This is a genomic window from Aedoeadaptatus ivorii (assembly GCF_900638585.1).
Taxonomy (GTDB): Bacteria; Bacillota; Clostridia; order Tissierellales; family Peptoniphilaceae; genus Aedoeadaptatus; species Aedoeadaptatus ivorii.
The window spans coordinates 843435-867169 of sequence record NZ_LR134523.1 but is presented as its reverse complement, the minus strand read 5'-3'; the positions used below and the strand labels follow the sequence as shown (position 1 = coordinate 867169).

23 protein-coding genes, 2 tRNA genes and 1 pseudogene are annotated in these 23735 nt (G+C 51.3%); all 26 read left to right on the top strand.

The genetic code is table 11. The features are described 5' to 3' along the window. Positions 1-2 precede the first annotated feature (2 nt). Positions 3-710: a prepilin peptidase gene (locus tag EL294_RS04370; protein ID WP_164715219.1), complete on the top strand. Its 708-nt coding sequence runs from the start codon at positions 3-5 to the stop codon at positions 708-710. A gap of 72 nt (positions 711-782) precedes the next feature. Then, positions 783-2243: a type IV pilus biogenesis protein PilM gene (locus tag EL294_RS04365; protein WP_126465482.1), complete on the top strand. Its 1461-nt coding sequence runs from the start codon at positions 783-785 to the stop codon at positions 2241-2243. A gap of 12 nt (positions 2244-2255) precedes the next feature. Beyond that, the gene (locus tag EL294_RS04360) at positions 2256-3263 is read left to right on the top strand and encodes an AIR synthase related protein (RefSeq protein ID WP_126465481.1); all 1008 of its coding nucleotides are present in this window, start codon (positions 2256-2258) and stop codon (positions 3261-3263) included. A gap of 85 nt (positions 3264-3348) precedes the next feature. Beyond that, the gene (locus EL294_RS04355) at positions 3349-4551 is read left to right on the top strand and encodes an N-acetylmuramoyl-L-alanine amidase (protein WP_126465480.1); all 1203 of its coding nucleotides are present in this window, start codon (positions 3349-3351) and stop codon (positions 4549-4551) included. A 47-nt stretch (positions 4552-4598) separates the two neighbouring features. Then, a complete protein-coding gene (gene rdgB / locus EL294_RS04350) occupies positions 4599-5183 on the top strand; it encodes an RdgB/HAM1 family non-canonical purine NTP pyrophosphatase (protein ID WP_126465479.1) in 585 nt (194 codons plus the stop codon). Positions 5184-5229: 46 nt separating this feature from the next. Continuing rightward, positions 5230-5306: transfer RNA gene (locus EL294_RS04345), tRNA-His, on the top strand. A 41-nt stretch (positions 5307-5347) separates the two neighbouring features. Continuing rightward, positions 5348-5431 (top strand) — tRNA-Leu (locus EL294_RS04340). Positions 5432-5634: 203 nt separating this feature from the next. Beyond that, complete coding sequence (gene plsX / locus EL294_RS04335; protein ID WP_126465478.1) at positions 5635-6591, top strand: phosphate acyltransferase PlsX; 957 nt, start codon at positions 5635-5637, stop codon at positions 6589-6591. After that, positions 6588-6821 carry an acyl carrier protein gene (gene acpP / locus EL294_RS04330; protein ID WP_126465477.1) on the top strand — a complete coding sequence of 78 codons (234 nt, stop codon included), beginning with the start codon at positions 6588-6590 and terminating at the stop codon, positions 6819-6821. The genes plsX and acpP overlap by 4 nt, the downstream gene beginning before the upstream one ends. Beyond that, positions 6818-7492: a ribonuclease III family protein gene (locus tag EL294_RS04325; protein WP_126465476.1), complete on the top strand. Its 675-nt coding sequence runs from the start codon at positions 6818-6820 to the stop codon at positions 7490-7492. The genes acpP and EL294_RS04325 overlap by 4 nt, the downstream gene beginning before the upstream one ends. Further along, positions 7476-8459, top strand: a complete 984-nt coding sequence (locus EL294_RS04320) for a radical SAM protein (RefSeq protein ID WP_126465475.1) — start codon at positions 7476-7478, stop codon at positions 8457-8459. The genes EL294_RS04325 and EL294_RS04320 overlap by 17 nt, the downstream gene beginning before the upstream one ends. Continuing rightward, positions 8459-12013 (top strand): chromosome segregation protein SMC, encoded by a 3555-nt coding sequence (gene smc, locus EL294_RS04315; RefSeq protein ID WP_232006516.1) that lies wholly within the window; start codon positions 8459-8461, stop codon positions 12011-12013. Before EL294_RS04320 ends, smc begins: the two co-directional genes overlap by 1 nt. Continuing rightward, positions 11982-13319 carry a signal recognition particle-docking protein FtsY gene (ftsY, locus tag EL294_RS04310; protein ID WP_126465473.1) on the top strand — a complete coding sequence of 446 codons (1338 nt, stop codon included), beginning with the start codon at positions 11982-11984 and terminating at the stop codon, positions 13317-13319. The genes smc and ftsY overlap by 32 nt, the downstream gene beginning before the upstream one ends. A gap of 94 nt (positions 13320-13413) precedes the next feature. Further along, a complete protein-coding gene (gene alr / locus EL294_RS04305; RefSeq protein WP_126465472.1) occupies positions 13414-14577 on the top strand; it encodes an alanine racemase in 1164 nt (387 codons plus the stop codon). A 71-nt stretch (positions 14578-14648) separates the two neighbouring features. After that, positions 14649-15008 carry a YlxM family DNA-binding protein gene (ylxM, locus tag EL294_RS04300; RefSeq protein WP_126465471.1) on the top strand — a complete coding sequence of 120 codons (360 nt, stop codon included), beginning with the start codon at positions 14649-14651 and terminating at the stop codon, positions 15006-15008. After that, on the top strand, positions 14998-16338 hold the full coding sequence (gene ffh / locus EL294_RS04295) for a signal recognition particle protein (protein ID WP_126465470.1): 1341 nt from the start codon (positions 14998-15000) through the stop codon (positions 16336-16338). The genes ylxM and ffh overlap by 11 nt, the downstream gene beginning before the upstream one ends. A gap of 15 nt (positions 16339-16353) precedes the next feature. After that, positions 16354-16599, top strand: a pseudogene (gene rpsP, locus EL294_RS07950) (30S ribosomal protein S16); the annotation flags it as partial. Positions 16600-16900: 301 nt separating this feature from the next. After that, positions 16901-17140 carry a KH domain-containing protein gene (locus tag EL294_RS04285; protein WP_126465468.1) on the top strand — a complete coding sequence of 80 codons (240 nt, stop codon included), beginning with the start codon at positions 16901-16903 and terminating at the stop codon, positions 17138-17140. After that, positions 17124-17624, top strand: coding sequence for a ribosome maturation factor RimM (rimM, locus tag EL294_RS04280; RefSeq protein WP_126465467.1), 501 nt, complete (start codon positions 17124-17126; stop codon positions 17622-17624). Before EL294_RS04285 ends, rimM begins: the two co-directional genes overlap by 17 nt. Then, positions 17621-18370, top strand: coding sequence for a tRNA (guanosine(37)-N1)-methyltransferase TrmD (gene trmD / locus EL294_RS04275; protein WP_126465466.1), 750 nt, complete (start codon positions 17621-17623; stop codon positions 18368-18370). Before rimM ends, trmD begins: the two co-directional genes overlap by 4 nt. Continuing rightward, positions 18357-18701, top strand: a complete 345-nt coding sequence (rplS, locus tag EL294_RS04270) for a 50S ribosomal protein L19 (RefSeq protein ID WP_126465465.1) — start codon at positions 18357-18359, stop codon at positions 18699-18701. Before trmD ends, rplS begins: the two co-directional genes overlap by 14 nt. 81 nt (positions 18702-18782) lie before the next feature. Further along, positions 18783-20450, top strand: coding sequence for a glycosyl hydrolase family 18 protein (locus EL294_RS04265; protein WP_126465464.1), 1668 nt, complete (start codon positions 18783-18785; stop codon positions 20448-20450). Positions 20451-20518: 68 nt separating this feature from the next. Then, positions 20519-21154, top strand: coding sequence for a zinc dependent phospholipase C family protein (locus EL294_RS04260; RefSeq protein WP_126465463.1), 636 nt, complete (start codon positions 20519-20521; stop codon positions 21152-21154). A gap of 221 nt (positions 21155-21375) precedes the next feature. Beyond that, positions 21376-22374, top strand: a complete 999-nt coding sequence (gene asnA / locus EL294_RS04255) for an aspartate--ammonia ligase (protein ID WP_126465462.1) — start codon at positions 21376-21378, stop codon at positions 22372-22374. Positions 22375-22538: 164 nt separating this feature from the next. After that, positions 22539-23195: a hypothetical protein gene (locus EL294_RS04250; protein ID WP_126465461.1), complete on the top strand. Its 657-nt coding sequence runs from the start codon at positions 22539-22541 to the stop codon at positions 23193-23195. A gap of 38 nt (positions 23196-23233) precedes the next feature. Then, positions 23234-23728 (top strand): crossover junction endodeoxyribonuclease RuvC, encoded by a 495-nt coding sequence (gene ruvC / locus EL294_RS04245; protein WP_126465460.1) that lies wholly within the window; start codon positions 23234-23236, stop codon positions 23726-23728. Positions 23729-23735 lie beyond the last annotated feature (7 nt).

Genomic DNA, 23735 nt, shown 5'->3' with positions numbered 1-23735 from the left:
TCGTGCAGATCCTTCTTCAAACGGCGATTTTTCTTTTGGGCGCTTCCCTATATTCCTTTCTCGCATTGTTTGCCGAGCGCAGAGAGGCGGGGATCGACTGGATATCTACCCGCAGTCGATGTGACAAATGTCACCGGGCGATTCCGCCGTATTTTCTGGTGCCCGTTTTCGGGTATCTGCTGCGCCTCGGGCGTTGCGATTGCGGCTACCGAATACCGCTACGCCATTTCGTGGGAGAAATAGCGGCAGGTGTATTGTTTTCTGCGGCCGTAGCCCATTACAGCATAGGCGCTACGGGATTTTTAGGCGGTGGGGTGGCGGTATATTTTTTGTATTTGGCGCAAGAGGACGCCGAATACCGCGCCGTATACACATTGGATCTTTTTTTTGGAATCGGAAGTCTCGTCATTTTTGCAATCCTTGCAAGGGAAATATACCCCTTGAGCGGTCTTGCGATATTTTTGTTATTTCGCCTGCTCACACTTTTGTTTCCCGCAGGCGTCGGCGACGGCGATGCGTACTACGCCGCGGCCTTGGCGCTCCTATTGCCCGGGGTGTATCTCGCCTTTTTATTCTTTACGGTATCCTTTTCTATGGCGGCGGTCTACGGCGTGATGCTGCTTTTTCAGGGCAAAAGCCGAAAAGAGGCGGTGGCGATGTATCCCTTTTTGCTCGCGGGATTTATTATAATGCGATTATGGATCGTATAGACTTTTCTTCGGAATGGCGGCTTTTCATAGAAATTTCTTCCGGGTGGGTTATAATATTCTAAGGAGGAAGCTATGAAACTATTTAATAAAAACCTGACGGTACTCTATATCGAGGACCGTACGGCCTATATCGGCCGTTGGGAGGACGATGCGCCCTCGGGTGAACTCGAACCCGTTGACATTCCCGTCCACGTCATCGAAGACGGCCGCATTCAAGACGCATCGCAGCTTCAATATATTCTAAAGCGTGCCCTCGAGGAACGAGGCATCCAAAAAGACCGCTGTCTGTTTATCGTCAATACCGCGCAGGCGGTGGTACGCTCCCTAAACATCCCGTCGATGTCGACAGAAGAAGTGGAGTCTTTGATCGAAAACGAGCGGGAGAATTTATTCGTTCAGGAACCGGACGAATACGATTTGGATTATACAGACTATATTGAAGCAGAAGGCGTGCACCACTTATTGGTAGCGATCTTGCCGAAAGCGATCACCGAAGCCTATCGGGATCTGGCAAAACGATGTGATATGACCTTTGAAGGGATCGTGCCTTTGAGTGTGCTGTCTCTGGATTTTTGCCACCATCTGGGTGGGGGACGCATGTACTCGATTGCCATCGGGCATTTGGGCTTTCATTATGTCAACGAAAATCGATACTACGCTCGTACGGAACAAAATGAGGCGATGGTTTCTCTGCTTACGAATGAGGGACTGGAGTTTTCGGAAATGGCGCGCGTTCTGCGGGACAATTATGAAGAACGGGTTTCGGAGATCGACCGGGAACGTTTTTGCCAACAGACCGAGGCGGCTTTTTACGGGAACCTCGCCTTGCTCGAGCGCATGAGCAACGGGTTTTCTCCTTCCAAAGTAGAGCTGGTCACCGGCAGTTTGGTAGAAAGCGGCATCTACGGCGCTATCATGGAAGAAGGGCGGTATCGTCAGCTGCCGCTAGGCGACTTAATCGCAGCGGGGCTTGCGCATAAGGAACTCTTGATGCGCTTTCAAGGGAAGGAAAAACATACCGCCGCCAGCAAAAAATATATTCTCCCACTGGTTGCCGTCGCCTTGGCATTCTGCATTCTCTTGGGTACCTTCCTATACGGGGAAAAGCTAAAAGAAGAGAACCGCGCGCTTTCGGCCCAGAGCGATCGCAGGCAGGAAGAGCAGATGGTTGCCGAGCAGATGCCGAATGCCGCATCTACGCCCGCCGATGTGGGCAATCAGATCAAGACTATTCAGGCATCGGTGCCCGCAGACGTCATTCTAACCGGCGTCGAATTTCGTGACGGAACCATCGAGATCACCGGCGAAACCAAAGACGAAACGCTGATCGATCCGTGGATACAAACATTGGAGCAGGATCTCGACGGAAAAGTGACAAAAGAACCTTCGGCTAGCGTCGGAGATGTGGTTTATTTTCGGCTGATGGTTTTGCCGGAGGCGTCCTCAGGAGAAGAATCGGCGAGCGGTATGCAGAATGAAGCCTTAAACGCACAAGGCGATGTGTCCGTAGTAGAAGATATGGAAGAAATATAGGAAGTGTGAAGTATGAAAATTTATTCGGAACCGGGGAAACTCCCCAATGCGGAACTCGAGAATCTGGTCCTCTCTAAGATCGAAGAAAAACGGGAAGAAGTCCTCGTCGGCTCGTCAGTGGGAGAAGACACGGCGGTGTTGGATTTGGGCGGGGATCTCGCGGTATTGAGCAGCGATCCCATCACCGGTGCGGTAGAAAATTTGGGAAAACTCGCGATCCACGTCAGCGTCAACGACGTTTCCACAAAATCCGCCGACGCGGTGGGCGTGCTTTTGACCCTCTTGTTGCCGCTGGGTACCAAGGACAGCGACATCGAAAAAATCATGAACGATGCGAGAAGCGCCTGCGACGAAGTGCATATGGACATTATCGGCGGCCATACGGAGATCACTGATACGGTGAATCAACCCATTATGATCTCTACCGTGATCGGCAGGGTGCGGGAAGAAGATCTCCCCGAGCCGGATCGGATCGAGGCGGGCGACCTCGTGTGCATGAGCAAATATGCCGGGCTTGAAGGCACGGCAATACTCTGTCACGACCGCGCCGATGCCTTACATATTTTGGGATCCGACTTGATCCGGCGGGGGGCGGAACTCGTAGACGACCTCAGCGTACAGACCGAAGGCGAAGTCGCCGCCCACTTTCGCATCGGATATATGCACGATATCACCGAAGGCGGCGTAGAAGGCGCCCTCTGGGAAAGTGCGGTCGCCGTGGGTAAGGGCATGGAAATCCAAAAATCCAAGATCCCCGTACATCCGGCGACGCGGGCGATCGAAGAATCGACCGATATTAATATTTATCGGCTTATCTCCTCCGGCTCCATGATTGTCATTATGAACCCGGACGATTTCGAGCCCATGCACGACGAACTCTTACAGCGCGGCATTCCCTTTACACAGATCGGCGTGATTACCGACGAGGAAGGCATTGTCTATACGGATCAAGGCGATCGTACCCCCATCGATCCGCCGGGCGCCGATGCTCTATATAGTGCCCTCGCAGAATTACAATAAAGTTACAAATCCTAGGAAAGATTGACAATTCGGAGAATCAAACTCATAATTGTAGTGACAAAGTGTTACATACGAGGAGGTTCTCTTGAAACGATTTTTCACAAGCCTGGTAGTGGTGATGGTGCTCCTGTTCGGATTCACCAACGCGGCAAATGCCATGGGCACAAAAATTCTGATAAAGTCCAACGGCCAAAAGCGCCAAGTGACGACGGCAAGTGTAGAAGTCAACGGGTTTAATCTGTACTGTTCCTTTGAACCTTATGTAGATGTAAACCGGACGTTCGTGCCCATTCGCGAACTCACCGAGTTGATGGGCGCCAATGTGGAGTGGGACCAGAATTCCAAATCTGCGACCATTCGCATGCAAGACAAAGACGTAAAACTGAAAATCAACAGTTCTGTCGTATATGTAAACGGACAGAAGACAAATTTGGATAAAAACTCCGTTCCGCGTTTGGTGGAATACGTACAAAAAGGCGGCGCCTGCAAGACCATGGTGCCCCTGCGTTTTCTTTCGGAATCTCTAGGATTCGACGTGCAATGGGATCAGGGAAAAAGACTCGCCGGCATTTCCAACGGGGCCGTACAGGCGCCGGCACCGGAACCGGCGCCCGCACCTGAGCCCGAGCCCTTGCCGCAGCCCGATGCGACGGAGCCTACGGCACCGCCGGTCGATACGGCTGTGCCCAATGCAGTACCGGGAAAAGGCGGTAACGGAAAAGTTACGGTCGTCTTAGACCCCGGTCACGGCGGCAGCGACAGCGGCGCGGTCGGCGTAGACGGCACCACGGAAAAAGCACTGAATATGCGACTTTCTAAAAAGGTAGAAGCCCTTTTGCGCCAGAAAGGCTATAATGTCATTATGACGCGTACCCGCGACGAGTTTATCAAGCTCTACGACCGGGCGAATATGGCAAATGACGCAAATGCGGATATATTTATGAGCATCCACTTTAATTCCGCAGGAAGCAGTAAGGCATACGGCATCGAAGTCCTCTACGCTTCGGAAGACGATGTGGCTGCCAAGAAGGACGATGGAGACCAAACGCGTCTCGCCAGAGAGGTATTGAATGCCGTCTTGTCCGAGACCGGCGCGCACAGTCGGGGCATTAAGAATCGTCCCGACCTCGCGGTGCTCAGAAAGACCGAGATGACCGCTGCGCTGATCGAAGGCGGATTTATGTCCAACCCCTCTGAAATGAGCAAAATCAAACAGGATTCTTATCTCGACAAACTCGCCAGAGGGATTACCAAGGGAATAGAAAGCTACGACAGAAAATACCTATAGGGGAAGGCGGAGGCCTTCCTCTTTTTTATGGAAGACGAGGAGAGACCATGAAAATTATCGTGTCCACAGACAATCGCCATAAACTCCAGGAAATCAGAGAGATGCTGGGTTTCGTTGCGGAGATTGTATCCAAAACCGAGGCGGGCTTCGGCGACGTATATGTCGTAGAAGACGGGGATAGTTTAGAAGCAAATGCCATAAAAAAAGTGGAGCCCCTGGAGGGAGAGGTGGTCATCGGCGACGACACGGGTCTATTTGTCGATGCGTTGGACGGCGCGCCGGGCGTATATTCGAGTCGATATAGCGGCGCAGACGGCGATGATGCAAAAAATCGCGCCAAACTCCTTCGGGCGATGGAGGACGCTCAGTGCCGCGACGCACATTTTACGACCGTAATCGCCGTAAAGAAAAAAGACGGTACCATCTATACCGTCGAGGGGACGGTGTATGGCACAATCGCCGAGCGCGAGCGCGGAGAAGACGGCTTCGGCTACGACGCCCTCTTTATTCCCGAAGGGAGCGATCGTACCTTTGCCGAAATGCAGGCAGATGAAAAAAATGCCTGCAGCCACAGAAGACGCGCCTTGGATGCGTTGAAAAAATCTTTATTGGAGATTGGAGAAAAGATTTGACACAGATTTAAAATGATGTTAATATATATCCATCGTCAATTTTGCGGTGGGTATGGCCTAGCAGGTTAAGGCGCCAGATTGTGGTCCTGGAGATCGTGGGTTCGATCCCCACTATCCACCCCATAATTCGCGTTTGCGAATTTAAGCCTCGTTTTTACGAGCAGGCGGGAATGGCGGAATTGGCAGACGCGCTAGACTTAGGATCTAGTGTCCATGACGTGGGGGTTCAAGTCCTCTTTCCCGCACCATTTATTTACATTGTTTGAAAAAAGCCTAAGAGCAGGGTTCCTCTGCTTTTAGGCTTTTTTCTATGCCCTTTATATGGCGTTTCTGGAAATTCGCTTGGAACCATTTGCCCGACCTTGCGTTGAACACAGCTTGCCCTTTATAATACAATAGAACTGATAGGGTCTGTGCACAGATTGGCGCAATGTTTCGATAGGGGGAATGCATGAAATTTGCTTATGACTGCCAGGGCGGCGACCGCGCGCCCGAAGCCATCGTAGAAGGCGCATTGGAAGCCGAAAAGAAACTGGGGATCGTCGCGTACTTTTACGGGTCGGAAGAGATCTTAAAAAAAATGCCGAACGTAGCGCGCGAGCGTATCGTCGATGCGATAGAAGAGATTACGCAAGAAGAAAGTCCCGCCATGGCGATTCGTAGAAAGTCGAAAAGTGCCATGGTCTTGGCGCTTAAGGATCTAAGAGACGGCAAAGTAGACGGCATGATCAGTGCCGGAAGCACCGGTGCGCTCCTGGCGGGCGGTATGTTTATTACCGGTCGCATCGAAGGCGTAGAACGGGCGGCGCTGCCTATTCTCTTAAACGGCACCATGATTCTGGATGTGGGCGCCAATATGGACACCACCCCCGAAATGCTCTTGAGCTTCGGAAAGATGGCGCGGGCGTATATGATTGCGGTACAGGAAGTTTCCGAACCGAGGGTCGCGCTTTTGAATGTCGGTGCCGAAGAAGGCAAGGGAAATCGGCAGACCAAAGAGGCCTTTTCGCTGTTTCAAGACGCCATGCCCGGATTTATCGGCAATGCCGAAGCGCGCGATGTCTTTTCCCAAGCGGCGGATATAATCGTCTGCGACGGGTTTAGCGGCAATATCCTCTTAAAGGGCATGGAAGGAGTAATCGGATTTGTACAGCGGGGATTTCAAAGCGTACTCGCATCGGGCGCTTACGCACCGGATGTCGCACAGACGGTGGTTGCGGCCGCAAAGCAAGCCATGGGCGGACTCGATTATCGCCGCTATGGCGGTGCGCCCCTGTTGGGACTCAAAAAGCCCTTGATAAAGGCACACGGTTCTTCCGGACCCGAGGCGATTTTTTCCGCTTCGGTTTCGTTACAAAAAATGATCGACAACAATGCCATTGCTATTATGGAAGGAGAATATCGATGAAAGAGAGAGTATATCGCGTAATCGCCGAACAACTGAACAAAGATCCCGAGGACTTGTCCCGCGATCTGCATTTCGTAGAAGATTTGAATATGGATTCCATCGAACTCGTCGAAATGGTGATGAGCTTGGAAGAGGAATTTGACGTTCAGATCGACGAAGATCGCCTCGAAGGGATCCAAACCATCGGCGATGTCTTGGACCTGTTGGAGACCATGGATATCGAAGAATGAAATACGAGGAGGTCGAACAGATTCTCGGGGTCACATTCTCCGATAAAGCGCTTTTGGATGCGGCCTTTACCCATCGATCCTATGCGGCCACACACGACGCTCCGTCCTATGACCGCCTGGAGTTTTTGGGTGACGGGGTCTTAGATTCGATTGTATGCGCCTATTTGTTCGACCTGGACGGAGGAGACGAAGGTCGTCTTACGACCTTAAAATGCCGCATCGTATGTGCCGATTCGCTCTATCGAGCCGCGAAGTCGATTCACTTGGAACGATTTGTGCGCGTGTCCGCGCAAGTGGCCACAGACGGCCTGTTCACATGGCCCTTAGACGATGTCTACGAAGCCGTGGTCGGGGCCATATATCTCGATCGGGGCTACGAAGAGACGAAGCGCTTTGTCGAGCGCACGCTCCTTCGCGACCGCCGGGAATTTGCCCTCAAGAGTTATAAGTCCTTGCTGCAAGAGAGAATGCAGAGGCTATATAAAGAAAATGTTGTAGGGTATGAAACCGAGAGGGACGATATGAAAAAAGGCGGCATCGCAGGTAGATTTGTCTCTCGGGTCATGATATGCGGAAAGACCGTGGCGCGGGGAAGCGGTAGAAATAAGCGGGCCGCGGAAACGCAGGCGGCGAAACGGTATTTGGAGGGATTGCTTGGCCCCGAAATCTAGAATTATTCCCATATTTATTCCCTTTGCCGGCTGTCCCGTGCGATGTGTATATTGCGACCAGCACCGCATAACGCGAATTGAAAATCCCGTTACGCCGGAACTTGTACGCGATTTGGCGGAGGCGGGCATTCGGCGTGCTCAGGCGGGCGCGCAGGTCGCCTTCTACGGCGGCAGTTTTACCATGCTGCCCGTCTCTACCCAAGACCAGCTCTTAGAGAGCTTGACGGATTTTATGGCAGATGGGCGGATATCCGGCGTGCGGATTTCCACGCGGCCCGAGGACTTTACGGAAGCCGTCGGCCGTCGTTTGCGGGTGCACGGCGTAGATACGGTGGAATTCGGCATCCAATCCGTCGATCGGGACGTACTCGCCGCCTCCCGCCGCGGAATCACGTTTTTCGAGATGGAACAAAGCGTACAAGCCGCCAAGGCGTCGGGGTTTGCCGTGGGGCTGCAGCAAATGATCGGCCTTCCCGAAGATGACAGGGAAAAGTCGACGAGGACCGCCGAATGGATCGCCGAATACGCGGATTTTGTGCGAATTTATCCCACTGTGGTGTTTGAAAACACCGAACTCTATGACCGGTATCGATCCGGGAACTATCGCCCTTTATCGCTTAAAGAAGCCATCGATCGCACGGTAGAGTTGTTGGAGTATTATGAAGCGCATCGTATTCCCGTGATACGCGTGGGATTGCCCTCGATGGCGCGAGATGCCTATGTCATCGGTCCGTATCACGATCAATTCCGCGGATTTTGCGAATCTCTGCGCCGGGTGAGAAAAATAGAAGCATCGCACCGCCGTCTTCGTGCGGTTTCTGCGAGTCCGGAAGAGATTAGCCGCATCGTCGGTCCCTATGGCTGCGGGAAAAAGCGATTGGAAAAACGGTTCGGGCCCATTGTATTTCGCCCCGTGCCGCATCAGGTGCAAATCGAAACAGAAAGCTGGGAAGAAACTTGCATTTAGTGGAAATGGAATTGTACGGCTTCAAGTCCTTTGCCAAGAGGACGAGAATCCGGTTTTCCGATGAAATTACGGCCGTCGTCGGTCCCAACGGAAGTGGGAAGAGCAACATCGTCGATGCCATTATGTGGGCCTTGGGCGAAAGCAGCGCCCGCCAACTGCGGGGCAATACGATGGAGGATATTATCTTCAGCGGTACCGATCGGCACAAGCCGGTGAATTTTGCGGAAGTCGTTCTGACCTTTGACAACAGGGACGGCTTTTTTAGTTTGCCTTACGAAGAAATTTCCGTCGGCCGCAAGTACTTTCGCTCCGGGGAAAGTCAGTATTTTCTCAACAAAAAACGCGTGCGACAGAAGGATGTCCGCGAATTGTTTCTCGACACGGGGATCGGGAAAAACGGGTATTCTTTTATCGGACAGGGGCAAATCGACGAGATCTTGAGCACGCGTTCAGAGGATCGTCGCTCGATCTTTGAAGAAGCCGCCGGGATTTCTAAATACAAGTGGAGAAAAGAAGAAAGTCTGCGCAATTTAAAGCGCACGGAAGAGCATTTGGACCGCATCGAAGATATATATGCGGAATTGATGACGCATCGGGAAGAGATCGAAGAGAAAAAAGAAAAGGCGGAATGCTTTTCGGACCGCAAAGAAATTTGGGAAAAAATCCATTACGTACTTACAAAAAAAGAATTGGATGCGCTGGAGGCAAAGCGGCGACAGTATAACGAAGAGAAAATACATCTCGAAAAAAAGATCCATGTCACCGACGCCGACATCGCGGATGCGGAAAAGATGATCGAAGAAGAATCTTCTCGCCTTCGCGCTTTTTCCGCCTCTGAAGAGAACGCGGGCAATCGCCGGGTCGAAGCCATTCGAACAAAAGAAAGCATCGCCGGAAACCGCAGGGATTTTGCGAGTCGAACCGCGTATCTGACGACGCGCCGCGATACTATCGATACGGAATCAAAAGCCTTACGGGAAAAATACGAAGAAGCCGAGCGCCTTCGAGACGAGCTCGTACCGGAAATCGAAGAGAGGACGCGACAGCTCGAGGAAAAATCCGATGCCCTCGAGAAATCCACAAAAAAAAGGCGGGAATTGGAGGAAGAACTCGGTCGACATTCCGAGACCCACCGCATGGTTTCGGATCAAAGGGAAAAGCACCTCGACGAAATCCATACAAAAACGTCGCGGATCGAGGCCTTGACCTATCTTTTGAAGGAAAACAATGCGCGCGTCGCATCCCTTAAAAAGCGGATCACTTTCTTCGAAGCACAGTCGAAAGAAATCGGCGAGAGAAAGGCGTCTTTTGCGCGCGAGCTTAGAACCGCACAAAAGGCGCGTGCCGAATTGGAGACAGAGCTCGAACAAAAAGAGCAAAACGCCGCCGAAAGATTTCGCCAACTGCAGGCATGGGACAAAGAGCTTATGTCTTATGAATCAAAGCGAAATACCATAAGCGGGGAGATTCAATACCTCGAGCGAATGAGCAAAAATCACGAGGGATTCCAATATGCCGTCAAAGAATTCTTAAAGCGTTCGAGTTTTCTTCCGTTTTCGGGCGATATTATCGGGCCCGTCGCCGATCACTTGGAGATCGAAGAGAAATATACGCTTGCCGTTTCTACCGCGCTGGGCCTTGCCGGACAAAACATCGTACTCAAAACTGACGCGCATATTGCCGAGGTGCTGAAGTATTTGCGCGAGCAGAAGCTCGGGCGAATTACTTTTTTGCCCTTAAATACCCTTACACCCCGTTCGGTGGAATCGGGTCTAAAAACCCGCAGTGCGGTGCCGTTTCGTATCGCCTCTGAATGCGTGCGCTGTGACGATCGCCTATGCATTGTCGCAGAAAATCTGCTGGGTCGCATCCTCATCGCCGAAGATGCGCAGAGCGCAAAGCAACTGGCCCGGGACTTAAAGTACCGATATCGCATCGTAACCGTATCCGGAGATGTATTCCAGACCGGGGGCGGCGTGACCGGGGGCAGAAGCCGCAACAACGACAAGGAACTCTACAATCGAAACAAGGCGATCGAAGCCTTGCAGGAGGACCTTGCGGCCGTCGAAGGCACGATGGACGAGACGCAAGCGAGAAAGGCGCGTTACGCAAAAGAAGCGGAATCGGAGCGAGAGGCCATCGATGCCCTCCGCGCGCAAAAAGCAGAGATCGAAGCGGAACTCCGCGCGCTCGAGGAAAAGCAGATCGGCATTCGAGGCGCCGAGACACGGAGTCGGGAGCAGCTCGATGGCGCAGTCGCTGAAGCGCAAAAGGAAGAAGAGGCCGTCCGCCGCTATGCCGAGGAAAAAGAGGATCTGGAAGAACAGCGCCAAGAGATACAACGCGCGCTTTCGGCACTCCCGGCGGAGGACGAAGAAAAATCAGCGGCTTGTCGAAAAGAACTGGATCAGTGGATTGCCCGAGAGGCGGATGGGCGCGTGATCCGACAAGAGAACATGTCCGCCCTACAGGAAAGCAAATTAAAGGCCGAGCAGGCAGAACAAACGCTTGAAGAGCTGACGCAGAGAATGCGAAGTGCCCGAACAGAGCTGGATTCTGTCGAAAAGGAACTCGCAGATTTAGAGAAACAAGATGCCGAAGAAGCCGGCCGCGAAGCGGATGCCGACACGGCCCTTGCTGCGATCGAAGATGCCTTGGAAGAAAACCGCGAGAATATACGCATCACACAAGAAAAAATCGAAAATCTGCGCGCCGAAAGAGAATCTTTTTGGGAAGATAAGCCTATGTTTGAGAAACAAATGGTGCGCATAGAATCTGCCCTAGAAAACGCCGAGGCGGAGTGGGCGGAAAAAGCACAGCGGTTTCAAAATACCGAAGCGCCGGAGATCGACGATGCATTGAAAGAGCAATCGGTGGCGACGCTGCGGCGGCGACAAAAAGAACTGAAACGCGAACTGGATTCCATCGGGCCCGTGGATCCCGACGCAAAAGAGCGCTACGACGCTTGGAAGGAGCGCACGGAATTTTTGTCCGCACAGCGCGAAGACTTGATCCTCTCCAAAGAAAAATTGGAGACGATCATTCGGGATATGGACCGTGAAATGCGCAAACAATTGGAACAAGCGGTACAGAAGATCGACACCTACTTTCACGAAATCTTTAAGGACCTGTTTCAAGGCGGCACCGCTTCGATTCACTGGGAAGAAGGAGATATCTTAGAAGCGGGGATCGGCATTCGCGCCCAACCCCCGGGAAAGAAGCTGCAGTCGCTCAGTCTGCTTTCGGGCGGAGAGAGGGCGATGACAGCCGTAGCGCTACTTTTTGCCCTCTTGCGTTTTCGAAAATCGCCGTTTTGCATCGTCGATGAGATCGACGCCGCGCTGGATGAGGCGAATATTCGCAGATATTCGCGATATGTACAGACAATCGAGGATATACAATTTATTATGATCACCCATAGAAAACCGACCATGGAAATGGCAAATGAAATTTACGGTGTTACAATGGAAGAAAAGGGAATTTCGAGGATACTGTTTTTGCAATTAGAGGAGGTCGATATCGATGCTCGAGTGGCTCAAGAGAAAGATCGGTAAGAAAGAAGAAGAGGCGGACTCCAAAGAGCGCGGCAAAGAGGAAGAATTGCGCACACCCCGTCCGGAGGAAGAAGGGGAAGCCGACGCGGCCGCTTCATCGACGCCACCCGCCGAGGCGGAGGAACGCGAAGGCGCAGAAAAAATGCCGCAACCGACCGAGGAGGGCGCAGACTTTTATGGAAGCGATACGATCGAGACTTCGGAAATGGAAGAAATCGAAAAGCCGCAAGCCGAAGTCGTAGAAGGTGATTTTCAAGGAGAAAATGCGGATTCGACGGGTCCTATGCCGATCGATACGGATACAGTGGAGATGGAAGTTTCCGAAGGGGAATCGGATCAATCGCCCGAGGAAGCGGAGGAAGTCCCGCGCGAATCCGAGCCCGAAAAAAAGGGTTTTTTTGCCAAGCTGGTCGCCGGTCTCACCAAGACGCGCGACGATATGAACTACAAGATCAACGACATCTTGGGCAATTATGTAAAGATCGACGACGATATGATGGAGGATTTAGAAGATATTTTAATTTCCTCGGACATCGGCATGGAAACCACCATGCTTCTGATCGATCGCCTAAAAGAGCGAATCCGCAAAGAGCAGATTCAGGATCCCAAGGAAGTAAGGCCGTTGTTGTCCGATGAAATCGCGCGAATTCTCGAAAAAAACAAAGAAAAATCGGCGCTCGACATCGAGCCCTCACCGGCCGTAATTTTGGTCGTGGGCGTAAACGGCGTGGGCAAGACCACGACCATCGGAAAAATCGCCTACCGTTTGAAAAAAGAAGGCAAGTCGGTTATGATCGCCGCTGCCGACACATTCCGTGCCGCCGCCATCGAGCAGATTGAAACCTGGGGCGCGCGTTCCGATACGCCGGTGATCAGTCACAAAGAAGGTGCGGATCCCGCCGCCGTGGTCTACGATGCCATTCAGGCACAAAAATCGAGAAACATCGACGTCTTGATCTGCGATACTGCCGGAAGGCTCCACAACAAAAAGAATCTGATGAACGAATTGGAAAAAATCCACCGCGTCATCGAGCGGGAACACGCCGACGCCAGACGGGAATCCCTATTGGTATTGGATGCGACCACCGGGCAAAATGCGATTCTTCAGGCAAAGACCTTCGATGCCGTAACCGACCTTACGGGTCTGGTTCTCACCAAACTCGACGGCACCGCCAAAGGCGGCGTGGTGCTTCCCTTAATCCATGAATTGGACATCCCCATCAAACTGATCGGCGTCGGCGAGGGAATGGAGGACCTCCAGGACTTTTCCGGCGAGGACTTTGCCGAGGCATTGATGCAAAGATAGCTAAAAATTGTATTTTGTATGTTGAAATACCCCCAAAAAAGGAGGATAATATTCTGAAACAGGAGAATCAACCTAGACTTTGGAGGAGGTATGTATGAAACTGATGAGACCCGCATGGATCGAAATCGATCTGGACAAATTGGTCCATAATATGAACAGCATTCGCAATATGATTGCGGACCGGACAAAAATTCTTTCTGTCATCAAGGCAGATGCCTATTCGCTGGGCGCATCGGAAATCGCCACGACCTTCTCTGCCTTGGGCATTCGAAATTTCGCGGTGGCATCGGGGAATGAGGCCTTGGCGCTCAGGCGCGATCATCCCGATATTGAAATCCTCGTATTGGGTTACACGCCCGAAGACCTCTACGATGAAATGATAGAAAATCATATCGATATGGCGCTCTATCGCGTCGACGTCGCAGAGCGATTAAACGAGCTCGCAAAAATATCGGGCACAAAGGCGGGCGTGCACATCGCCATCGATTCGGGGATGAACCGCATCGGTTTTAAGCCGACCGAAGAGAGCATTGATTTGATCGAAGCGATCTGCAAAATGGAGGGAATCGAAGTAAAGGGGATGTTTACCCACTTCGCCAAGGCCGACGACGATCCCGAATTTACCGAAACGCAGTACGAACGATTCGAATTTGTCGTAGAGGGATTGGCGGCGCGTGGAATCCGATTGCCGCGGCACGTTTCGAATTCCCACGCCATTCTCAAAGAACGAAAATACGATTTGGAATACGTACGTCCGGGAATCATTCAATACGGAACGGCGGAAGGCGATCCCGCGGCGGAGGCGTACGATTTTCGGTTTGTAGCATCCGTAAAAGCGCGCATCGGCCACGTAAAGACCGTAGGCGCCGGCGAAGGGGTCAGCTACGGCCAGATTTATGTGACCGAGAAAGAGACCAAAATCGCCACCCTTCCCATCGGATATGCGGACGGCATTGAGCGCAGTCTGTCGCAAAAGATCGACGTGCTCGTCAGCGGGAAGCGCTGCCCGCAAATCGGGAAAATCTGTATGGATCAAATGATGGTCGATGTTACCGGCGTCGACTGCAAAATCGGCGACGAGGTCGTGCTCCTTGGCAAACAAGGAGACGAAGAAATCACCATCGAAGAAATTGCCGCTGCCAACAACGAGATCCCCACTTCGTTTTTAACCCACTTTAAGATGCGCCTTCCCAGGGTGTATTTGCGAGATGGAAAAATTGTCCATATTATCGACCAAGTTTTGGGCACGAGAGATTGACAAAGCCCCTATGGGGTAGTATAATTTCAGGGTCAAGGGTTTGCCTTGACCCTGTTTTTTTGGGAGTGACTATGGATAAGACGATCCGAATGAATGTCTTGTTGGATTTGTATGAGCGCTTGCTCAGCAATCGGCAAAGACAAGTAATGGATTTACATTACAGAGAAGATTATTCGCTCAACGAAATCGCCGAAATCGTAGGCATATCCAAGCAAGCCGTTTCTGAAAACATTAAACGGGCGGAAGCCGCTCTGCGATCCTACGAAGAGATTTTGCAATTGGCACGAAAAATGAAAGCCCGTGAAGAGAATATCGAGGGAATGCGATCGGATTTGGAACGATTGGAAGAATTTTCCGAAGATCCAACATTTCTAATGATCTTACGCTCGATACGATCTCGATTGGAAAAGGAGGGATACTATGATATTTGAATCCCTAACCGATAAACTGCAAGATACCATCGGCAAGCTGAGAGGCAAAGGCAAGGTAACGGAGCAGGATGTCGATGCGGCAATGCGAGAAGTGAAGCTGGCGCTTTTGGAGGCGGATGTCAACTTTAAGGTGGTTAAGTCCTTTATTAAAAAAGTAAAGGAACGTTCCCTCGGCGCCGACGTCATGGAAAGCCTGACGCCCGGGCAACAGGTCATTAAGATCGTTATGGAAGAACTTTCCGCCCTTATGGGAGAAAGCGTCGAGAAGATCGACTTTTCTAAAAGCCCCACCGTCATTTTGATGACGGGTCTACAGGGGGCGGGGAAGACGACCACCACCGCCAAGCTGGCGCGCCTGTTGAAGAAACAGAACAAGCGGCCGCTTTTGGTCGCCTGTGACGTCTATCGTCCGGCCGCGATCAAACAGTTGGAAGTCGTGGCATCGAAAGTCGATGTGCCTGTGTTTTCGATGGGCACAGAAGCCGATCCGGTGGACATCGCCGGTGCAGGACTGCAATTCGCGAAATCCAAGGGCCACGACGTCGTCATCGTCGATACGGCGGGGCGGTTGCACGTCGATGAAGCCTTGATGGATGAAATCAGGGGCATCAAAGCGGCGGTCGAACCGTCGGAAATCCTCTTGGTGCTCGATGCGATGACCGGGCAGGACGCGGTCCGCGTGGCGGAGGCCTTTGACGAAGCGCTTTCGATCACCGGCGTCGTCCTCACCAAGTTAGACGGGGATGCCCGCGGCGGGGCGGCGCTTTCGATTCGTTCTGTCACACAGGTTCCGATCAAGTTTATCGCCATGGGCGAAAAGCTCGATGCCTTAGAAGCCTTTCACCCGGATCGGATGGCAAAGCGGATTTTGGGCATGGGAGATGTGCTCGGCCTCATCGAAAAAGCCGAAGAGATGGTCGACGACAAGAAGGCGAAGGAACTGGAAGAAAAGATTCGTTCTTCCACCTTTACGCTGGACGATTTTCTGGACCAGATGGAGCAAATGCGCAATCTCGGCCCGATCGAAGATCTATTGGGCATGCTCCCGGGCATGAACAACAAGGCGTTAAAAAATATCAAGATCGACGAAAAAGAATTTGCCCGCGTCGAGGCGATTATTCTCTCGATGACCAAAAAAGAGAGGACGCATCCGGAGATTATCGACAGTTCCCGCAGAAAGCGCATTGCGGAAGGATCGGGTACGGATGTCAGACAAGTCAACGGGCTCCTAAAGCAATTTAAGGAATTGCGCAAGATTATGAAAAAGATGGGAGCCATGAACGGCGGAAAGGGTAAGAGAAAGATGAAGATGCCCTTTCCCTTTAGATAAGTATGGGAGGAAACAATGGCAGTTAAAATCAGATTAAAGAGAATGGGTTCGAAGAAAAACCCCTTTTACAGAATCGTAGTAGCGGATTCCAGAGCGCCTCGTAACGGCCGTCTGATCGAAGAAATCGGATATTACAACCCGCTCACCGAGCCGAAGATCTTGAAAGTGGACGCAGATAAGGCCAATACCTGGGTCAAAAACGGCGCAAAACCCACCGCAACCGTCGAGCGTCTGTTTAAGGAAAATGCCGTCTACGAAGCGACCGGCGCGGTAGACAATACCGAAGTCCAAAAGGCAAGACGCGAAGAAGAAAAGCAGAAAGAAAGAGAACTTCGCGCCCAACGCGATGCGGAACTCGAAAAAGCCGAAGCGGAAGCCAAAAAGGCGGAAGAAGAACGCAAGGCGAAAGAAGCCGAAGAAGCGCGTCTTGCCGCGGAAGCGGAAGCGGCGGAAGCCCAAGAAGCCGAAGGCGAAGAAGAAGCACCCGAAGCGGAAGAAGCTGCAGAAGAAACCGAAGAAGCGCAAGCCGAGTAATCGTGTATGAACCGGAGGAGGCAGGACTGTGGAGGAATTAATTCGATACATCGTTTCAAAGCTCGTCCGTAACCCCCAGGTACTGAAAGTCGAGGAAGAGCGCGAAGGGGATCGCGCGACGATTCGCGTGCAGGTCGATCCCGACGATATGGGACGGGTGATCGGTAGACAGGGAAAGATCGCCCGTTCCATTCGCGCCATCGCCAAGGCGGTGGGAACCAAGGAGAATATATTGGTTTCGGTGGATTTCGATGAAATCCGAGAATAGAGTATTGGTGGGCGAAATCACCTCCGCCCACGGCATCCGCGGTTTCGTTAAGGTATATCCCTATACCGATACGCCGGAGCGATTGACAGAAATTCGCAGGGTATTTTTGGGGGAGGAAGAAGACTTACGAGAGGTTCTGTCTTCCTCGATCCAGAAGAACTTGGCATTGATGCAGTTTGAAGGCATTGAAACCAGAAATCAGGCGGAGCGACTGCGCAAGACTTCGGTGTATATCCCCCTGGAGGACCGCAGGGTTCCCGAAGACGATGAGTTTTTTATCGAAGATCTTATCGGCCTTCCCGTCACCGATACCGATGGCCGCGCCTTGGGCGAGGTGGCCGAGGTCTTGCTCCAATCCGCCAACGACGTATTAGTCGTGCGGGATGCGGACAAGGAGATCATGATCCCCTTTGTCAAGGCATTTGTAAAAACCGTCGAAGCGACGGGGATTACGGTCGCGCTGATCGGGGGGATGGAAGCATGAAATTTACCGTGCTTTCGCTCTTTCCCGCCTTCGTCGACAGCATGCGCGAATACTCTGTCATCGGAAAGGCGATTCAAAAGGGATTGATCGACCTTCGCTGCGTCGATATACGCGACTATACTCAAGACAAACATAACAATGTCGACGATTACAGCTACGGCGGCGGCCCCGGCATGGTGATGCAAGCACAGCCGGTGGTCGATGCCATCGAAAAGAATAGAGGCTGGAACGGCCATGTGATCTGTCTTTCCCCGCGTGGGAAGGTATTGGATCAAAATATGTTGAAATCCCTCGCCGAAAAGGAGCATATCGTGCTCGTCAACGGCCATTATGAGGGGATCGATCAGCGGGCCCTCGACCACTATGTGGACGAAGAGATTTCACTGGGCGACTATGTACTTTCCGGCGGAGAGCTGGCATCCATGGTGCTGATCGACGGCATAGCCAGATTGATCAAAGGCGTTTTGAGCAACGAAAACTCGCCGATAGAGGAGTCTCATTCCGCAGCCCTATTGGAGCACGGGCATTATACCCGACCGGCGAATTTCCGGGGATATAAAGTGCCCGAGGTGCTGTTAAGCGGCGATCACAAGAAAATTGAAATATATAGAAGAAGAGAATCCCTGAAGACGACCTATATGCGGCGTCCGGAGTTGTTGGCAAAAGCCGAACTTTCGAAAGCCGATATTCGTTATCTTCGAGATCTGAAGAAGAGTTTAAAGGAGGATAGCGATGGACATCATTAAATCCATTGAACAAGAACAATTAAAAGACAATTTGCCCGAATTCCGCGTGGGCGACACCATTCAAGTTCACTATAAGATTATCGAAGGCGCCAGAGAGCGTATCCAAGTCTTCGAAGGTACCGTCATCAAACGCCAAGGCGGCGGCATTAACGAAAGCTTCACCGTCAGAAGACTTTCCTACGGCGTAGGCGTGGAAAGAACTTTCCCCCTGCATTCCCCGAGAATCGACCACATCAAAGTCACCAAGCGCGGTAAGGTCCGCAGAGCAAAGCTTTACTATTTGCGTGCGCGCCAAGGTAAGGCTGCAAAGGTTAAAGAGAAAAAGTTCTAAAAGACACATAGGCATTGCTTTGGCAATGCCTATTATCGTATAAAATACTTTATCTAACGGAACCGGAAAGTAGCAGGTGCTATGAAGAAATTACTACTTTTATTGTTCATATTGGCGGGTATCTTATTCGGCGGTTTTTGGATTCTCAATAAGACCGGCGGCAATAACGAATATTCGAAGATCTACGAAAGCTATCAGGTCGTCTACGAAGACGAACTGCTCCCCAAAGAAGACGGCATTCGAAAGGACGGACAATACTACCTCTCCCTCGATGCGATTAAATCGTATTTCGACGCTTCCGTTCGCTATGACGAAAGCGCGAAGACGGTGATTTTCGAAAACCACGTCGGAAAAAAAGTGATTCCCTTGGGTAAGAAAGAGGCTTTGATCAACGATGCGAAAATCGGGTTGCGAGATTCCGCCTTTGAGCAAGACGGAAAGGTGTATTTGCCCATCGAGGCATTTCTTTACGATTATTCCGTTACGGTCAGCTACAATAAGGATAAGAATGTACTTCTGATCGACGACAGAAACGTACGACACGCCGCGGGCAAACTTTCCGGCGACGGCGTCAATATGCGCGAAGAACCTTCGACAGATTCGCCTATCGTAGCGACCTTAAAGTCCGATGCCGTCCTCAAAGTCTACGGAAAGGACGGCGATTGGTTCCGCGTGCGGGAAGCGGACGGGTATCTGGGTTGGATCCGCGACGACAATTTAGAAGCGGAGACCATCGACGGCGAATACATCGTCAAAGATTCCCGGGCGGCGCAGTCTAAGATTCCCAAGCCCATCAATATCACCTACGACTATACCTACGGCCCTGTAAAAGAGGAAGCGATCGGCGCCATTCAACCCATAGAGGGACTCAATGTCGTGATCCCGACTTGGTTTTCGGTCGTAAATGCCGACGGCGAGATCAAAGATCGGGGAGATATACGCTATACCGATGCGTATAGCAAACTCGGTATCGATGTATGGGGCTATGTAGACAATAGCTTTGACCCCGAGCTGACCCACGCTTTTTTGCAAAATACCGCCGCGATGGAAAAGGCCGCCGATACATTGATCGCTTCGGCAAAATCCTACGGCATGAAAGGCATCAATGTGGACTTTGAAAACACGAAGGTCGAAGATCGGGACGGCATTACGGAATTTACCAAGATGCTCGCCGAGCGATGCAGAGAAGAAAATCTCGTAATTTCCGTCTGCGTAACGCCGCAGATCTCGAAGTCCGTCGAAGACGAGCCCTACGACCGAAAGGCATTGGCGGAAATCTGCGATTACGTCATTTTAATGGCCTATGACCAGCACTGGGGCAGTTCCGACAAAGCCGGTTCGGTTGCGGAATACGGCTGGGTGGAAGGCAATATCAACTTGAGTTTAAGAGACATTCCGCAGGAGAAATTCATTCTTTCGGTGCCTTTCTACACCCGTTTGTGGCAGGAAAACGAAGGAAAGACGAATTCTTCCGCCGTGGGCATGCAGACGACCCAAAATTATATCACCTCCCACAACCTCATGCCCGCTTGGGACGATAAGGCGAAACAGTTTATGATCGAACAAAATGTAGGGGGAAAGACCGAAAAGATTTGGGTAGAGGATGCGGAATCGATCCGCTGGAAGACTTCTTTGATGCGCAAATACAATTTGGCGGGCGTATCTTCCTGGCGTTTGGGCTTTGAAACGCCGGATGTGTGGACGACCATGGCCAACGAATTCGGAAAATATCAATATTCTTACCGATAACCATTGTATGATTCCTACGATTTTGGTATAATAGATCGGCGAAACGGAATACGTACAAAGGAGAATGCATGGTACCTGAAACACATAGGTCCGTTGCCGGTGCGGTCTTTCATCATATGGAGACAGAAACCGGCATTATTCTTGACAAGAAGCGATTGCTGCGTGGTTCTATTGCTCCGGATCTGTATCCAAAGTATAAGTTTATTCCTCACTATTTTTCGGAAAGCATCGACTACATCGTCGATCAAATCATCACATTGGTTCCGTTTATGTCGAAAATCGTATATGACTCTGCTTGGAACGGGCTCTTATCCGGGCCGATCAGTTACAAGCTCGGTGTGATCTGTCATTATCTCAGCGATTATATGACCCATCCTCACGCCCGCAGAATACGGTTCACTTCGGCCAAGGACATCCGCGAACACGTGCGCTACGAAAATGCCTTAAATCAATACGCCAAATCTCATCCTCTGGACCCGGATATGGCGTCGAATATGGCAATGGGCAGTTTTCAAGGCGTATTGCAGGACCTGAAAGTATATGTGAAAACACAAATCTTGCGATTTATTGACCAATACTTGCAGAAGGAGATCTCGTTCGAAAACGACTACTCCGACGCATTTGTATTGAATGTCTTTGTATTTCAAACCGTCTGTGAGGCGGCATTCGCCTACGGACGTCAGACACAACTGCAAACTGTATAACCTGTGAAGAGAAACGAAGTAAGAATCCCTCGGCAAAGCGAGACAGGACGGTGAAAGCTGTCGCGAAGGACTTATGGAGAACAACTCGAAGGTTCTGCTCTCAAAAGGGCAGACGGCATTACCCGTTATTATGTGATAGAGTATGTAGTACTTGAAATGGTGGCATAGCGAAATTTTCGTCCGTTTGTGATGAAGGTTTCGCTTTTTTTTAAGGAGAAAAGATGAGAAACAATTCAGAAGTAACGAATTTATCGATCAAAGAGACGCAGATCGCGATCAAGAGCCTAAAGGATTTTTTTGAGCGGGATCTGGCGAACACATTGAATTTAACGCGGGTATCGGCACCGTTGTTCGTACGACCGGAGACGGGCCTAAACGACAATCTGAGCGGCGTAGAAAAGGCGGTGTCCTTTTCCCTCAGAAAATACGGCATCGATGTAGAAATCGTGCAATCCTTGGCGAAGTGGAAGCGATTTGCGCTGAAAAATTACGGCTTCGATCCCTATGAAGGCCTGTATGCGGATATGAACGCCATACGCCCCGACGAGGAGTTGGACGCGATCCACTCGATCTATGTCGACCAATGGGATTGGGAAAAGATCATCCGCAAAGAAGACCGAACCGATGCGTATCTGCATTTTATCGTCTCCGAAATCTATTCGGTATTTCAACGCACAGAGACCTATATCAACAGCGTCTATCCCTATGTGCTCTCCAAAAAATTGCCGAGCTCGATTTACTTTATGACCGCGCAAGCACTCGAGGACCGCTACCCGGATCTTACGCCGAAGGAACGGGAAAATGCGATTTGTCGGGAAAAAAAGGCCGTGTTTTTGCAGGGGATCGGAAAGGACTTAAATAGCGGCGCGCCCCATGACGGCAGGAGCCCGGACTATGACGATTGGGATCTAAACGGCGACATTTTGTTTTATAATCCTGTGACGGATTCCGCGCTGGAGCTTTCTTCGATGGGGATTCGCGTGGACGAAGAGAGCCTTCTGCGCCAGCTAAAGGCGGCCGATGCGGAAGATCGCCTAGAGATGGATTACCACAAGGCCCTCGTGGACGGAGCCCTACCGTATACCGTCGGCGGCGGCATCGGGCAGTCGCGCATCTGCATGTTCTTTTTGGAAAAACGCTCTATCGCCGAAGTACAGGCATCGGTTTGGCCGGACAGCTATTTGATGGAGGCGCGTCTGCGGGGCGAGGAGGTCCTGTAGGAAAAACGATGAATTCTCTTTGACTTTATGATAGAATAAATGTCAATCGAAGGGGGAAGAGAATGAGCGGGACCAACGCGGAACAGAAAACTGTAAATATAGATTATTCTGACGTAAAAGCGAAATTACTGCATAGATTTCTGTACGATCAGGATAGTTCCGCGATGCAGATCCTGCTCGGTCTCTACGATCTGGAGGAGAAGATCCAGAACATTTTTCCCTCGTATGTATCGATGCGGAATCTAAAGCGGGACGTCCTGTCGTTTCTGCGGCGAAAGGAAAATCGATCGCTACTCGCCAACAGCCTTACGCGTGCGATCTACGACGATGTAAATCGTTATGAACTGGCGCTGTATCTGGAAGGCTATAAGCGCGGGTATTCGGCGGTCAATTTCGCTAATGAATTGGAAGTGATCGCCTTGGGGCATTTCGATGTGGCAGAGCTGTTTGAGCGAAAGCAGTTGTTCCAATACGACTACAAAGAAGAGGACGTGCATCGGCTCCGCAACCGCAGTTTACGGCACGTGCTGGAGCGCGAAGCGGGCGATCGACTGGTGCGTTCCCACGCCGTCTGTTTCGGGCGGAAGGTCCTGAAGAAAAAGGTGTTTACCTTAAATCGCTATGTGGACCGACAGCTGCAGATCAACTTTAAGAGTACCAACGGGAAGTATAACGAACCCGAATATTTTTTAACGCATCAGGAATTGTGGGGACTGAACCGCAAGTTGACAAAATTCTTGTACTTAGACGGATTGCGGATTTACACCTCGGCATATTGGTGCGGCGTAAACGATCTGGTACTCAGAAGATATCATCCATAAGCATAAGGGCTCTGTGAGCCCTTTTTTTAAGGGGTTTTATGAGAATTTTGGGGATAGATCCCGGTCTCGCGACGATGGGCTACGGCATTATAGATCTGGAAGGCAATCGCATGCGCGCCCGGGAATATGGTACGATAGTAACGAAAAGCACGACGCCGTATCCGGAGCGCCTGTTTCAAATTCATACGGCGCTCAAGGCATTGCTAGAAGAACAGCGGCCGGACGAAGTGGCCATGGAAGAACTATTCTTTAATAAGAACATTACCACCGCCATCTCCGTCGCACAGGCGCGCGGCGTCGAGATATTGACTTGTATGGAAATGGGTCTGGAGATATATGAATATACGCCATTGCAGATCAAACAAGCGGTGGCGGGCTACGGCAGAGCGGAGAAACATCAGGTGCAGAGCATGGTAAAGATGTTTTTGAAACTCCCCGAGATTCCGCGGCCCGACGATGCCGCCGACGGCTTGGCCATCGCCATCACCCATATCCATTCCAGAAAGAGCAAAGCATTGTTTCGACTAAAGTAGGTGCACA

Excerpts from the sequence above, each read along its gene's own strand:
- EL294_RS04365 (WP_126465482.1), top strand. The coding sequence starts at position 783 with ATGAAACTATTTAATAAAAACCTGACGGTACTCTATATCGAGGACCGT.
- EL294_RS04360 (WP_126465481.1), top strand. The coding sequence starts at position 2,256 with ATGAAAATTTATTCGGAACCGGGGAAACTCCCCAATGCGGAACTCGAG.
- rdgB (WP_126465479.1), top strand. The coding sequence starts at position 4,599 with ATGAAAATTATCGTGTCCACAGACAATCGCCATAAACTCCAGGAAATC.
- plsX (WP_126465478.1), top strand. The coding sequence starts at position 5,635 with ATGAAATTTGCTTATGACTGCCAGGGCGGCGACCGCGCGCCCGAAGCC.
- acpP (WP_126465477.1), top strand. The coding sequence starts at position 6,588 with ATGAAAGAGAGAGTATATCGCGTAATCGCCGAACAACTGAACAAAGAT.
- EL294_RS04325 (WP_126465476.1), top strand. The coding sequence starts at position 6,818 with ATGAAATACGAGGAGGTCGAACAGATTCTCGGGGTCACATTCTCCGAT.
- ftsY (WP_126465473.1), top strand. The coding sequence starts at position 11,982 with ATGCTCGAGTGGCTCAAGAGAAAGATCGGTAAGAAAGAAGAAGAGGCG.
- alr (WP_126465472.1), top strand. The coding sequence starts at position 13,414 with ATGAAACTGATGAGACCCGCATGGATCGAAATCGATCTGGACAAATTG.
- ylxM (WP_126465471.1), top strand. The coding sequence starts at position 14,649 with ATGGATAAGACGATCCGAATGAATGTCTTGTTGGATTTGTATGAGCGC.
- ffh (WP_126465470.1), top strand. The coding sequence starts at position 14,998 with ATGATATTTGAATCCCTAACCGATAAACTGCAAGATACCATCGGCAAG.
- rimM (WP_126465467.1), top strand. The coding sequence starts at position 17,124 with ATGAAATCCGAGAATAGAGTATTGGTGGGCGAAATCACCTCCGCCCAC.
- trmD (WP_126465466.1), top strand. The coding sequence starts at position 17,621 with ATGAAATTTACCGTGCTTTCGCTCTTTCCCGCCTTCGTCGACAGCATG.
- rplS (WP_126465465.1), top strand. The coding sequence starts at position 18,357 with ATGGACATCATTAAATCCATTGAACAAGAACAATTAAAAGACAATTTG.
- EL294_RS04265 (WP_126465464.1), top strand. The coding sequence starts at position 18,783 with ATGAAGAAATTACTACTTTTATTGTTCATATTGGCGGGTATCTTATTC.
- EL294_RS04260 (WP_126465463.1), top strand. The coding sequence starts at position 20,519 with ATGGTACCTGAAACACATAGGTCCGTTGCCGGTGCGGTCTTTCATCAT.
- asnA (WP_126465462.1), top strand. The coding sequence starts at position 21,376 with ATGAGAAACAATTCAGAAGTAACGAATTTATCGATCAAAGAGACGCAG.
- EL294_RS04250 (WP_126465461.1), top strand. The coding sequence starts at position 22,539 with ATGCAGATCCTGCTCGGTCTCTACGATCTGGAGGAGAAGATCCAGAAC.
- ruvC (WP_126465460.1), top strand. The coding sequence starts at position 23,234 with ATGAGAATTTTGGGGATAGATCCCGGTCTCGCGACGATGGGCTACGGC.